Annotated in this window: 12 protein-coding genes; 10 read left to right on the top strand and 2 right to left on the bottom strand. The window is 66.0% G+C overall.

Annotated features, from left to right (window positions below; all coding sequences use genetic code 11):
- The first annotated feature begins 96 nt into the window (after positions 1-96).
- Entirely contained in the window at positions 97-612 is a 516-nt protein-coding gene (locus tag G6N25_RS02970; RefSeq protein WP_062906583.1) for a hypothetical protein, read from the top strand.
- Between the two features lie 9 nt (positions 613-621).
- On the top strand, positions 622-1,398 hold the full coding sequence (locus G6N25_RS02965) for an SDR family oxidoreductase (RefSeq protein WP_062906561.1): 777 nt from the start codon (positions 622-624) through the stop codon (positions 1,396-1,398).
- Between the two features lie 2 nt (positions 1,399-1,400).
- Here the strand turns inward: G6N25_RS02965 and G6N25_RS02960 are convergent, their stop codons facing one another.
- Complete coding sequence (locus tag G6N25_RS02960) at positions 1,401-2,843, bottom strand: adenylate/guanylate cyclase domain-containing protein (protein ID WP_372506911.1); 1,443 nt, start codon at positions 2,841-2,843, stop codon at positions 1,401-1,403.
- A gap of 382 nt (positions 2,844-3,225) precedes the next feature.
- Here G6N25_RS02960 and G6N25_RS02955 point away from each other — a divergent pair, with 382 nt between their 5' ends.
- Positions 3,226-4,755, top strand: coding sequence for a CoA-acylating methylmalonate-semialdehyde dehydrogenase (locus tag G6N25_RS02955; protein WP_062906559.1), 1,530 nt, complete (start codon positions 3,226-3,228; stop codon positions 4,753-4,755).
- Positions 4,756-4,928: 173 nt separating this feature from the next.
- Here the strand turns inward: G6N25_RS02955 and G6N25_RS02950 are convergent, their stop codons facing one another.
- Positions 4,929-5,549, bottom strand: coding sequence for a TetR family transcriptional regulator (locus G6N25_RS02950; protein ID WP_062906558.1), 621 nt, complete (start codon positions 5,547-5,549; stop codon positions 4,929-4,931).
- A 9-nt stretch (positions 5,550-5,558) separates the two neighbouring features.
- Between G6N25_RS02950 and G6N25_RS02945 the strand changes: the two genes are divergently transcribed.
- The 7 genes from G6N25_RS02945 to G6N25_RS02915 all read left to right on the top strand — a co-directional run bounded on the left by G6N25_RS02945 (position 5,559) and on the right by G6N25_RS02915 (position 12,387).
- The gene (locus G6N25_RS02945; protein WP_232065686.1) at positions 5,559-6,464 is read left to right on the top strand and encodes an SDR family oxidoreductase; all 906 of its coding nucleotides are present in this window, start codon (positions 5,559-5,561) and stop codon (positions 6,462-6,464) included.
- Positions 6,465-6,504: 40 nt separating this feature from the next.
- Positions 6,505-7,320 carry a carboxymuconolactone decarboxylase family protein gene (locus G6N25_RS02940; protein WP_062906556.1) on the top strand — a complete coding sequence of 272 codons (816 nt, stop codon included), beginning with the start codon at positions 6,505-6,507 and terminating at the stop codon, positions 7,318-7,320.
- Entirely contained in the window at positions 7,320-8,117 is a 798-nt protein-coding gene (locus tag G6N25_RS02935; RefSeq protein WP_062906555.1) for an SDR family NAD(P)-dependent oxidoreductase, read from the top strand. Before G6N25_RS02940 ends, G6N25_RS02935 begins: the two co-directional genes overlap by 1 nt.
- Positions 8,114-8,956: an NAD(P)-dependent oxidoreductase gene (locus G6N25_RS02930; protein WP_062906554.1), complete on the top strand. Its 843-nt coding sequence runs from the start codon at positions 8,114-8,116 to the stop codon at positions 8,954-8,956. The genes G6N25_RS02935 and G6N25_RS02930 overlap by 4 nt, the downstream gene beginning before the upstream one ends.
- Before the next feature lie 47 nt (positions 8,957-9,003).
- Complete coding sequence (locus G6N25_RS02925) at positions 9,004-10,503, top strand: aldehyde dehydrogenase family protein (protein ID WP_083074721.1); 1,500 nt, start codon at positions 9,004-9,006, stop codon at positions 10,501-10,503.
- A 70-nt stretch (positions 10,504-10,573) separates the two neighbouring features.
- Positions 10,574-11,605, top strand: coding sequence for a phosphotransferase (locus G6N25_RS02920; protein ID WP_062906589.1), 1,032 nt, complete (start codon positions 10,574-10,576; stop codon positions 11,603-11,605).
- A gap of 47 nt (positions 11,606-11,652) precedes the next feature.
- Positions 11,653-12,387, top strand: a complete 735-nt coding sequence (locus G6N25_RS02915) for an SDR family NAD(P)-dependent oxidoreductase (RefSeq protein WP_158084895.1) — start codon at positions 11,653-11,655, stop codon at positions 12,385-12,387.
- Positions 12,388-12,402 lie beyond the last annotated feature (15 nt).

Here is a 12,402-nt window from a genome sequence, read left to right as displayed (position 1 = left end):
AACTAAATGACCGCTCAATCCCTAGGCACCATTGATCCGGGTGTTCAAGCAGCACGCGGGGTCGATCGCGCACGACCTGGCGCCGACGGGCTGAATATCAGATATCGGCTCGATGTCGTTGCCCCGAGCGTGCTCGAGGTGGTGACCCACGCCGGCGGGTGGTTGTTCGACCGGGTGATGGCCGGGTGGGACGTTACTGTTTTCGTCGCCGACCACTCCGACGTGCGGCCGTTGCAGATCCTCGGAACCCAGACCCTCAGCCTCGACGCCGCCTTCATATCGCGGGACGACCGTCCGCGTCCGCAGGCCCTCGCGGTCGCGAGTGATCTATTCGGCAGCGACCTGCGCGTGCGCAGGGGTGTGCTGAAGGCACTTGGTCGCGAGCTGACCGAGGTGACGCTGTGGGGTGAAGCACGGTCGGCGGAACTCGACGAAACCACGGATTCGGTGCGGCATCATTTGAGCGCGGCGGCGCGGGTCTTCAAGGCGCAGGCCCTCGCGGCGGCCGCGGCCCCGAACGCGCCGGTCGGCATGACCGAGACGTTCCGCAGCCGGTCGAGCGGGTGCGCTTTGGTCGCCGACCTCGTCCCGGCCGGTGGCCCGGTTAGCTAACCTGTCGTCGTGGAAATCAACGGAGCTAGCGCAATAGTCACCGGTGGCGCGTCGGGCATCGGCGCGGCATCTGCCCGCCTGTTAGCCGCGCGGGGCGCGAAGGTTGTCGTCGCCGATCTGCAGGCAGACCGCGGGGCAGAGCTTGCCGAAAGTATCGGTGGCACGTTCGTCAGCGTCGATGTCACTGATACGGCGCAGATCGAGGCGGCCGTGAATGAGGCAGTCGACCTCGGGCCGCTGCGCGTTCTGGTCAACTCCGCCGGCATCGGCTGGGCACAGCGCACGATCGGCAAAGACGGTCAGTTCGATTCGGCGCACAACCTCGACGCCTACAAGAAGGTCATCGCCATCAACCTGATCGGCACCTTCGACTGTATCCGGTTGGCCGCAACCGCGATGGGCCGCACCGAGCCGCTGGCCGGCGGCGAGCGTGGCGCGATCGTGTCGATGGCCAGCGTTGCCGCCTTCGACGGACAGATCGGACAAGCCGCGTACTCGTCGTCCAAGGGCGGCGTCGTGGGCATGACGCTGCCGGTTGCGCGTGACCTCTCCGCGGTCGGGATCCGGGTCAACACCATCGCGCCCGGCCTGATCGACACCCCGATCTACGGTGAGGGGGAGGGGTCAGAAGCCTTCAAGGCGAAGTTGGGCGAGTCCGTGCTGTTCCCACACCGCCTGGGCGATCCCGAAGAGTTGGCCTCGATGGTTGTCGAACTGGTGACCAACTCCTACATGAATGCTGAGGTTATCCGGGTGGACGGCGGGATCAGGATGCCCCCGAAATAGTCTCAGTCGTTCAGCAACGGTTCTGCCAGCTCGGTAATCGCCGATCGGCCCCGAAGCGTAGCGAACCCCCGCGTCACCCAGTGCTTCCGTTCCCGGGTGTCGGCGCCGGCAAGTGCATTGCCGGACGCCAAGATTCTGGAGCCCCACTTCTTGGCATGATCGGCCAAGCGCGCGGCCTCGTTGACGGCGTCTCCGACCACCGTGTATTCGTAGCGGTTCTCCGCGCCGATATTGCCCGCGAACACCGCACCGGCGGTCACCCCGATGCCGAAGTCCACGAGTGGCAGCTTCCTCAGTTCCGTTCCGAGGACACGAGCCGTCGCGAGCGCCGCCGACGTCGGTTCATCGATACCGATGGGTGCCCCAAACACCGCCAGGACGGCGTCACCTTCGAACTTGTTGATCAGGCCGCGCCGATCATGCACGGCAGCAACCACTATGCGGAAGAAGTCGTTCAGGATCTCCGCCACTTCCCCTGGCGGCCGGGAGGCGGCAATCGCTGTGGACCCCACCAGATCGATGAAGAGTATGGCGACGTCTCGAACCTCACCCGAGAGGGAACCGTCCTGTTCGAGTGCCTGGCGCGCCACGTCGGCACCAACGTGGCGCCCGAAGAGGTCCCGCAGCCGTTCACGCTCCTGAAGTCCCGCCACCATCCGGTTGAACCCAACCTGGAGTCGCCCGATTTCGGAGGGCTCGTAAACCTCGACGAGCGCGCCGGCGTCACCGTGTTCCACCTCGGTCATCGCGACGACGACTTGACGAACGGGGTCCGAGATCGACCGTGCAACCAGGATCATCGCCCGCAATCCCAACGCGAGCGATACCGCGGCGAGCACCACAATCGGCGTCTCGATCGGCGCTGACTTCCGTACGAGCCAGCCGTTGGAGCGTGAGAGGGCGATCAACGCAATCCCGGCGGTGGGCAACGCGCTGAAGAGAATCCACGTAATCATCAGGCGTGCAAGCACACCCGGCATTGCGCCGGTCGGTGTTGCGGTCTTCATCGATGCCGCAAGGATGGGCCGCAGGACCCGTTGAGTTATCAGGTAGCCCATCGAGGCGGTGGCGGCACCGCCGAACAGAATGGCGGTACCGATCACCAACGCGACGGCGGCCCCGGCACGTAGGTTGACCACGACAAATACCGCCCCGCAGGCGACCCAGATACCGAACTGGACGACGGTTTGGCGGGGGGCTATGCGCATGGCCGCGCGCTGTTGAGCGCGGGTCGGTTCGGAGCCGTCGGCGAACCAACGGAAGGACGGGACCATGTTCAAGACGCCCGCCATCGCACCGACGGTCGCCGAGATTGCGGCCAGACCGCACAAGGCGATCAGGTTCCTGCTGGTGGAGAGGGCGGAAGGGTCGCCGCTGGTGTTTCGGGTGAGCGAGACGACTACCAACGAGACCGCGCCGGCCGCCAAGATATGCGCGGAAGTCAACGCAGCCGCATAACTGGCTCCAGTCCGAATGGCTGCGATGCGCCTGCTCGTCATCCGTCTTGGTTCCGGAACGGCGGGGTCGATGGCCAGGCGGTCTCCGTGACGTCCGGAGGAACCATCATGTGATTCATAGGTAGAACATCACCTTCTATTCACGCGACCAATGACTATTCTACTGAGCATCAGATACTCTACTTCTGCAATGGTGCCGTCGTGGTCTCGGTCATTCCCGTGCCCCCGCCACGGGGTCACGCCGCCGCAATAGGGTGCTCAGAGCACACGCCGCACTATGCCGCCGAGTCTGTATCCGCCGCACTGTCCTGCGGCCGAATGATGAAGCGTCATGCCAGTTCGACCCGAAACACAAACGCAGGACGAAACAATGAACGCGCTAACGAGACAGATCCCGCACTTCATCGATGGGAAGCGCACCGCGGGCCAGTCCGGCCGCACCGCCGACGTCTTCAACCCGAGCACCGGCGAGGTGCAGGCGCAGGTGCCGATGGCCGGCAAGGCCGATGTCGACGCGGCGGTTGCCTCGGCCGTCGAGGCCCAAAAGGGTTGGGCGGCGTGGAATCCGCAGCGCCGCGCCCGGGTGATGATGCGGTTTGTGCAGCTGGTCAACGACCACATGGACGAGCTGGCCGAGCTGTTGTCTGTTGAGCATGGCAAGACGGTGGCCGACTCGCGGGGCGACGTCCAGCGCGGCATCGAGGTGATCGAGTTCGCCATCGGGATTCCGCATCTGCTCAAGGGCGAGTACAGCGAGGGCGCCGGCCCGGGCATCGACGTCTACTCGCTGCGCCAGCCGCTGGGCGTGGTCGCGGGCATCACGCCGTTCAACTTCCCGGCCATGATCCCGCTGTGGAAGGCCGGACCGGCCCTGGCGTGCGGAAACGCGTTCGTGCTCAAGCCCAGCGAGCGCGACCCGTCGGTGCCGGTGCGCCTGGCCGAGCTGTTCCTGCAAGCCGGCCTGCCGCCCGGCGTCTTCCAGGTCGTGCACGGCGACAAGGAGGCCGTCGACGCGATCCTGCACCACCGCGACATCCAGGCCGTCGGCTTCGTCGGCAGCTCCGACATCGCGCACTACATCTATTCCACCGCCGCGGCCACCGGCAAGCGCTCGCAATGCTTCGGCGGCGCCAAGAACCACATGATCGTGATGCCCGACGCCGACCTGGATCAGGCCGTCGACGCGCTGATCGGCGCCGGGTACGGCAGCGCCGGGGAGCGCTGCATGGCGATCAGCGTCGCGGTGCCCGTCGGCGAGGCGACCGCGGACCGGTTGCGCGCCCGGCTCATCGAGCGGATCAACAACCTGCGCGTCGGGCACAGCCTGGACCCCAAGGCCGACTACGGCCCCCTGGTCACCGAGGCCGCCCTGGCCCGGGTGCGCGACTACATCGGCCAGGGCGTCGAGGCGGGCGCGGAATTGGTGATCGACGGGCGCGAGCGGGCCAGCGACGACCTGACTTTCGGTGACGCCAACCTGCAGGGCGGGTTCTTCATCGGCCCCACGCTGTTCGACCACGTCACCCCGGACATGTCGATCTACACCGACGAGATCTTCGGGCCGGTGCTGTGCATCGTGCGCGCCCACGACTACGAAGAGGCGTTGCGGCTGCCGTCTGAGCACGAGTACGGCAACGGCGTGGCGGTCTTCACCCGCGACGGCGACACCGCCCGCGACTTCGTCTCGCGCGTGCAGGTGGGCATGGTCGGCGTCAACGTGCCCATCCCCGTGCCGGTGGCCTACCACACCTTCGGCGGGTGGAAGCGCTCCGGCTTCGGCGACCTGAACCAGCACGGGCCGGCGTCGATCCAGTTCTACACCAAAACCAAAACCGTCACCTCACGGTGGCCGTCCGGCATCAAGGACGGCGCCGAATTCGTCATCCCCACAATGAATTAGGCGAGCCCTTGACGGGCAACCACTTTCGGTTGCCGAGGCAGTCGGGGAACTAACCTCGACCCCGGCCCATGTCGCCGGACTGCTCGACGGGGTTGTATCGAGGTTGGCTATATTGTCGCCCTCAACGTCATAAGCTGTTGCAGCGCTTCGGTTTCCGGCATTCAGCGCCTGACCTATCCCGACGGTATAGACGTAACCAGGTCGAATAACGTGCCTAGGTCTGCCTGAAGGTCCTCGCGTCCGCCGCTGGCGGCCCAGCGATCGAACGCCAAGTGCATCACCGCCTGCGTGATCGCTGCAGCGACCAGCGACGCATCGTCGGGTTGGCTGAGACCCCGCCGCTGGGCAAGAGTCAGGGCGATCCTGTTCTGAAAGTCGCGCTGAATCGCCAAGTTTCGGCCTTCCAGAGCCGGTGTTGAGACCAGTGCGCGCTTGAGGAGCAGAGTACGCTCCTCCTCGGCGCGGGACTGGGGCAACAGGGCCGCAAGCGCGCCTCGCACGGCCGCGATGTCGTCGACATCAAGTGGTTGGTCGCGTAGTAGTTGAAAGAACGGCGGCTCACCCTCATCGCAGGCGAACAGCACCTCATCCTTCGCGTCGAAATACCGAAAAAACGTCCGGAGCGAAACGTCGGCGGCCTCGGTGATTTGGGCGATGGTCGTCGCGTCATAACCATGGGTTGCGAACAGCTCCAGTGCGGCACGCTGCAACCGAAACCGGGTGCGCAACTTGTTCCGGTCACGTCGGCTCGTGGCCGCAGTCTCCTCGCCAGTTACGACACTCAAGGGAAACATGTCACTAGAGTGACACCCCCCGGCACCGTCTGCAATGTCGATCGCTGTGTCCCGACGCCTCGCACAACGGCCGCTCGTCCGGATGTGCTGCGAAGGGAAAAATATGGCACTCGATTGACATTAGACACTGCGATGCCCGAGTCTGTGTGGGTGCACACCGATCTAGCGGGCAAAGTCGCGATCATCACTGGCGGTGCGGGCGGTATTGGGGCGGTGTTCGGCCGCGCGCTCGCCGAGCAGGGCGCTTCGGTGGTGCTGGCAGACCTCGACCATGAACGCGCGGCCAAGGTGGCCGACTCCATTGCCGCCGATGGCGGCGCGGCCATCGGCGTCGGACTCGACGTGACCAACCCCGATTCGACGAAGGCGGTCGTCGCCGATACGACGGAGCGCTGGGGTGGGCTGGACATCCTGATCAACAGCGCCGCCTTGATGGCAGAAATCCCCTTCGGCCCCCTGGACACCTTCCCGTTGGACTGGTGGGAGCGAGTCATCGCGGTAAACCTGACCGGACCGCTGCTGTGCACGCAGGCCGCGACGCCGGCGATGGCTGCGCGCGGCGGCGGCCGGATCGTGAACATGGTCTCGGCGGGCGCCTTCCAGCCCGCCGGCGTTTACGGAGTCAGCAAGTACGCCCTGGTGGGATTGACGATGAACCTCGCGGCTCAGCTGGGCGCCAAAGGCATCACGGTGAACGCGATCGCGCCCGGTCTGGTCGCCGACGAGGCCGGCATGCGGGCGCTCCCAGACGGGCCGATCCGGGAATCGATCAAAGCGCCGATCCCACTCAAAACCCATGTCGAAGGTCCCCCTGAGGATCTGGTTGGCACCCTACTGCTTTTGGTGTCGGCGGCCGGCGGGTGGATTACTGGCCAAACCATCAGTGTCGACGGCGGCTGGATCATGCGCTTTTAGTCATCGACATACCGGAAACGGTCAGCGGGAGGCCAACCACATGACATCAGAATTAGCCACCGACAGCGCGGAACGGCGCCGACGAGGCGAGGCGGTCTTCAGCGACGTCATGACCGTCCCCAGCGCCTTGGATGCCAGCCCCTACCGCGATGCCGGACTGCTCGACTTCGTCTTCCCCGAAGTGTGGGCGCGCCCCGGCCTTAGCCGACGGGACCGACGGTGGATCACCCTGGCCTGCGTGGGCGCAGCCGATACCGTCGCACCCATTGAAGCCCACGTGTACGCCGCGCTGCGCAGTGGCGACATGACCTTCGAGCAAATGCAGGAGTTCGTTCTGCATTTCGCCGTCTACTGCGGCTGGCCCAAGGCCTCGTTCCTCGACGAAGTGGTCTGGCGCCAACAGTCCCGCGTCGCCGCCGAGCGCGGAGAGCCCGGGCCCGACGGCCGACCCTGGGATGTCTGGAGTGCCGGGATGGATCCCGAGACGCGAATCAGCAACGGCGAGCAGTGTTTCGCCGCGGTCAACTGCGTCCCCTATCCGGGCCGAACGACGGCATACCGCACCGCCGGCATTCTGAACTTCGTGTTCGGCGAGGTGTGGCAACGCCCCGGGCTGACGACGCGCGACCGCCGATTCATCACGTTGGCCTGTGTCGGTCTCGACGACACCGTCGGACCGATCAGGTCGCACTTTTACTCCGCGCTCAAAAGCGGCGACGTCACCATCGACGAGATGCGCGAGCTGATACTGCATTTCGCCGTCTATTCGGGCTTCGCCAAAGCCGAGTTCCTCGACGAGGTGGTCAGTGAGAGCTGGGCGGGCATCCAGCGTGGCGCCGCAGAGGCAGCACGGTAATGCGTGACCTCACCGGCGCGGTCGCGGTCATCACCGGTGCCGGCAGCGGCATCGGTCGCGCGTGCGCGTTGGCGCTGGCCGCAGAAGGGACCCGGATAGTCGTATCCGATATCGACCTCGAACGAGCGTCGGGAACCGCTGAGCAGATCGCCTCCCGGGGGGGCAGCGCCCACGCCGTGGGCTGTGACGTGACCCGCGATGCGGACGTCCAGCGCCTGCAGGACGCGGCGCTGGCCGAGTACGGCGCCGTCGACATCGTCATGAACAACGTCGGTGTCATCGCAGTCGGGGCGCCTGAAGACCTGCCGCTGTCGGCGTGGGCGCACACCTTCGACACCAACGTGCTGTCGATCGCCCGCAGCCTGCGGGTCTTCCTGCCGGGACTGCTGGCCCAGGGCCGCGGTCACATCGTCAACACCGCATCGACGTCGGCGTTGTGGCCCTACGGCTACGACCGTCTTCCCTATGCCGCCAGCAAGGGCGCCGTCGTGACACTGTCCGAGTCGCTGGCGCTCTATACCCGTCCCCGCGGGGTGGGAGTCACATGCCTATGCCCCGGACCCGTGCGGACAGCCATCGCCGAACAGGTCACCGTGTTCGGCACCCCGAAATCGATACGGGCGCCCAGCCTTGCGCCCATTGAGGCCACCGAAGTGGGACGGCTCGTCGTCGACGCCATCAAGAACGACACCTTTTTCCTCACCACCCACCACGAAGTTGCCGACATCGTGCGCAAGCGGGCCGACGACATCGACGCCTTCCTGGACGCCCAGATCGCCGCGTTGGCCGGCCCATGACCGCCGCCAAGCCGACCGTCGGATTCATCGGCCTCGGAAGCCAGGGCGCGCCGATGGCCCAGGCACTCATCGACGCGGGTCACGACACCGTGTTGTGGGCCCGCCGACCCGAGGCCCTCGAGCCGTTCGCCAACACCGCGCGCATAGCATCCAACCCCGCCGAACTCGCTGAACTGGCCGATGTGGTCGGCATCTGCGTGCTCAATGACGACGATGTGGTCGAGGTGGCGCTGCGCCCGAACGGATTGTTGGCCGGGATCACGCCGGGAACGTCGGTGCTGATTCACAGCACCGTGCACCCCACAACCTGCCGGCAACTGGGCGACCGCTTCAGCGAACGAGGCGCCGACGTACTAGACGCACCGGTCAGCGGCGGCGGCGGGGCGGCCCGTGCTCGGCGCCTGCTCGTGATGGTGGGCGGCGATCACGACGTTTACACCAGGGTCGCGCCCGTGCTGTCCGCTTTCGGCAACCCTGTCGTGCACGTCGGAGCCCTGGGCTCCGGCCAGCTCGCCAAACTCCTCAACAACCTGCTGTTTACGGCAACGCTCGGTTTGGCACATGAGACTGTCGAGCTCGCCGCTGATTTGGGCGTGAACGAGACCGCCCTGCTGAGCATCCTGCAGCACGCCAGCGGACGCAGCTTCGCGGTGCAGATGTACGCCGGGCTACTCGGAGACCTTCGGCCACCGTCGGCTCGCGTGCGCACCGTCGCGGGCTTGCTCGGCAAAGACGTCGCCATCGCCCGAGACCTCGCCGAAAACGCCACCGGCGGTGATCATTTGCTGACCGCCGCCCACCGGATGCTGGCGGCGATGGGACACGACCTCTGCGTGTGACCTCGACAGCACCGAACACATCAACGGATCAAAGGAGACGCGCAGCTATGACCACACTCATCGATGACCCGCTGGCCAAGCGGCGCCAACTCGGCATCGCCCGGCCACTCATCGACGGGGCATGGCTTGACCAGACGTCCCTCGGCGAGGTGGACCACACCGATCCCGCCACCGGAAGGGTCAACGGCACCATCGCAATGTGCGGCCCCGAGGAAGTCGAGGCCGCCGTCGCCGCGGCCAAACGGGCGTATCCGGGGTGGCGGGCGCTGTCTGCGGACAAACGCCGGCGCATCTTGCAGCGCATCGAGGAATTGGTGGAGGCCGACCTGCCGGAGTTGGGCAGGCGCACGACCGCCGAATTAGGCCACCCGTTGACCACCTCGATGAGCCTGTCCTACATGTGCGCCGCCTGGTTCGGGTACTACGCCGGCTGGTCAGACAAAATCGAGGGCGCCACCATTCCACTGACCCCGGCGTTCAACGCCGGCTTCGACTACACCCTGGCCGAACCCTACGGTGTCGTCGGAATCATCCTGACCTGGAACGGACCGATGGTCTCGGTGGGCATGAAGGTCGCTCCCGCCCTGGCCGCGGGCAACTGCGTGGTGTTAAAAACGCCCGATCTTGCCCCATATACGGTGGCCCGGTTCGCCGAAATCGCCCTGGAAGCCGGTGTGCCACCAGGAGTGCTGCAGGTGTTGCCCGGCGGCGCCGCGGCCGGCGAAGCCCTGGTCCGGCATCCCGACGTCGGAAAAATCTCATTCACCGGCGGAATCGCCACCGCGAAAAACATCCTCGACGCCGCCAGGCACACCGTAAAACCCGTCGTGCTCGAACTCGGCGGCAAGTCGGCCAACCTTGTTTTCCCCGACGCCGACCTTAACGCGGCCGCAGCGCTGTCGGTGCAGTCCTGTTTCACGATGGCCGGGCAGGGCTGCGTCCTGGCAACCCGCATGTTGGTGCACCGATCTGTTTACGACGAGGTGGTCGCAGCGACCGCGGAAGCTATATCGGGGCTGCGTCTGGGCGACCCGTTTGCCTCCGAAACGACCCTGGGCCCCGTGGTGAACGAGGCGGCTTACGCGCGCGTGCTCACGGCAATACAACGCGCACAAACCGGCGCCGCCGCGCGCCTGATCAGCGGGGGACACGCCGCGCCACCGGATAAGCTCGCCCCCGACATTGCCGGAGGCTACTACATCGAACCGACCCTGCTCGTTGACGTCGATCCCGAAAGCCCTGTCGCGCAAGAGGAATTGTTCGGCCCGGTGCTGGCCATCACGCCGTTCGACACCGAGGACCAGGCCGTCGACATCGCCAACGCAACCCCCTACGGCCTGGGCGCGTTCGTACAGACCCGCGACATCGCCCGCGTGCACCGCATCGCACCGCTACTGCAGGCGGGAACGATCTCGGTCAACGGGACATCCGGGCTCCCACCGGCGGCGCCGTTCGGTGGCTACAAGCAGAGTGGGTACGGCCGCGAAGGCGGCCGGGAAGGACTCTTCGAGTTCCTGCGCACCAAAAATGTGTTCATCCGGATCTAAGGTCTATCTGCACCTGCGACACGAAGGCGTTGGAGCTGGATAGCTGATGGAAGCTGCGGCACTAGAGTCGGTGGACGATGTCAACCCGGAGTGGATGACAGCTGTCCTCGCGCAGAACGGCATCGTGACCACCGTCTGCCGCGTGATCACGGAGCCGGTCGGCAACGGGCAGATGGGTTCGTGTTATCGGCTGTTCATTGCGTATGACGCCGGTGATGGTCCGGACCGGCTGATCGTGAAGCTGCCGGCCACCGATCCGGCAAGCCGCGCCGCCGGCCAGCTCGGCTACCGGTGCGAGACGACGTTTTACCGTGAGGTCGCCAATCGGGTGCATCTCGACACTCCTCGGTGCTTCTTCGCCGGGATGAACGAGCGCGGCGACGGATTCACGCTCGTGCTGGAGGACCTCTCACCCGCCGAGGCCGGCGACCAGATCGCCGGTTGCTCTCTGGATCAGGCTCGTGCGGCCGCGGTCAACGTCGCCGGATTGCACGCGCCGACATGGAACGACCCGGCGGTTCGTGAACTCGACTGGCTCATACCAGATCTCGGGGCGTACCCAGAAATGGCTGCCGCGTTCCTGGTGGACGCCACCGCGCAGTTTCTGGACCGTTATGAGGTAACCCCGGACACCGCGGCCACGCTGCGCGGCTTCGCTGATCGGTTCGTGGAGTGGGCAACTCGGCGGCCCGAGCCGTTCGCCATGCTGCACAGTGACTACCGGCTGGATAATCTGCTCTTCGCGCGATCCGATGCGCCCCGCCCGGTGGTCGCGGTCGATTGGCAGGTCGTCACCGTCGGGTGCCCGCTGCGCGATGTCGCCTTCCTGGTTGGCACTGGTCTGTCGACGGAAAGCCGTCGTGTCGGCGAGAAGGGGATCGTCGAGGCTTACCACCATCGCCTCGTGGCGCTCGGAGTCGACGGCTACGGCGCCGAACAGTGTTGGGAGGACTACCGCTACGGGTTGTTCCAAGGCCCGCTCATCACCGTGTTGGGCGCATCCGTCGCCCAGCCCACCGAACGGGGCGACCGGATGTTCCCCATCATGGCCGAGCGGGCGTCGGCGGCGATCCGTGATCTAGACGCGATGTCTCTGCTGTGACGGCGTCCCGGATTAGCATTGAGCGCTACCGGGGCCGGGTCGCGATCGTGACCGGAGGGACCACCGGAATCGGGCGCGGTATCGTGGAACGCCTTGCCGGCGAAGGGGCCTCGATCGTCACCTGTGCACGTCATGCGCCAGAGTTGCCATTGCCCGACGGGGCGACGTTTGTCGCTGCGGATATCACCGACGAGGGGTCGGTTGCCGGCGTCATCGATGCGGCCGTGGACCGCCATGGGCGGCTTGATGTGGTCGTCGCCAACGCGGGCGGCGCCAACATCGGGCCCTGGCCCGACGAACCCTTCGAGCAATGGCGGGAGTTGGTCGACATCAACCTGCACGGCACGATGCTCACGTGTCGGGCGGCGTGGCCCCATCTGGTGTCGACACAGGGAAACATCGTTGTCATCTCGTCGCTTTCGGCGTGGATGGGCGTCGGCGCGCACGAGATGGAACGGATGGGTGGCTTTCAGCCCTCTGCTGCCTACCAGGCGAGCAAGGCCGGGATCGAGGGACTCGCAAAGCATCTCGCGGGCCGCGGCGGCGAGCATGGGCTGCGCGTCAACGTGGTGCGCCCAGGCCGCATCCTGACCGACAAGTGGCAGAGTTTCCTCGGCGAGGACCGCCTGTTTTGGTCCCACTATCAAGACATCCAGTTACTCAAGCGCCACGGCCGCGCGGAGGACGTCGCAGCCGCCGTGGCGTTCCTGGCTTCCGACGAAGCAGCTTTCATCACCGCCGCAGTCCTCGACGTCGACGGCGGCGCAGTCGCCAAACTCTAACCACCTGGAGGAACC

The organism is Mycobacterium heidelbergense (assembly GCF_010730745.1).
Taxonomy (GTDB): domain Bacteria; phylum Actinomycetota; class Actinomycetes; order Mycobacteriales; family Mycobacteriaceae; genus Mycobacterium; species Mycobacterium heidelbergense.
This window is presented reverse-complemented; position numbering and strand designations above follow the sequence as displayed.

Coding starts and splice junctions, on each gene's coding strand:
- G6N25_RS02950 (WP_062906558.1), bottom strand. CDS start 5,549: ATGTTTCCCTTGAGTGTCGTAACTGGCGAGGAGACTGCGGCCACGAGC.
- G6N25_RS02955 (WP_062906559.1), top strand. CDS start 3,226: ATGAACGCGCTAACGAGACAGATCCCGCACTTCATCGATGGGAAGCGC.
- G6N25_RS02935 (WP_062906555.1), top strand. CDS start 7,320: ATGCGTGACCTCACCGGCGCGGTCGCGGTCATCACCGGTGCCGGCAGC.
- G6N25_RS02925 (WP_083074721.1), top strand. CDS start 9,004: ATGACCACACTCATCGATGACCCGCTGGCCAAGCGGCGCCAACTCGGC.
- G6N25_RS02930 (WP_062906554.1), top strand. CDS start 8,114: ATGACCGCCGCCAAGCCGACCGTCGGATTCATCGGCCTCGGAAGCCAG.
- G6N25_RS02940 (WP_062906556.1), top strand. CDS start 6,505: ATGACATCAGAATTAGCCACCGACAGCGCGGAACGGCGCCGACGAGGC.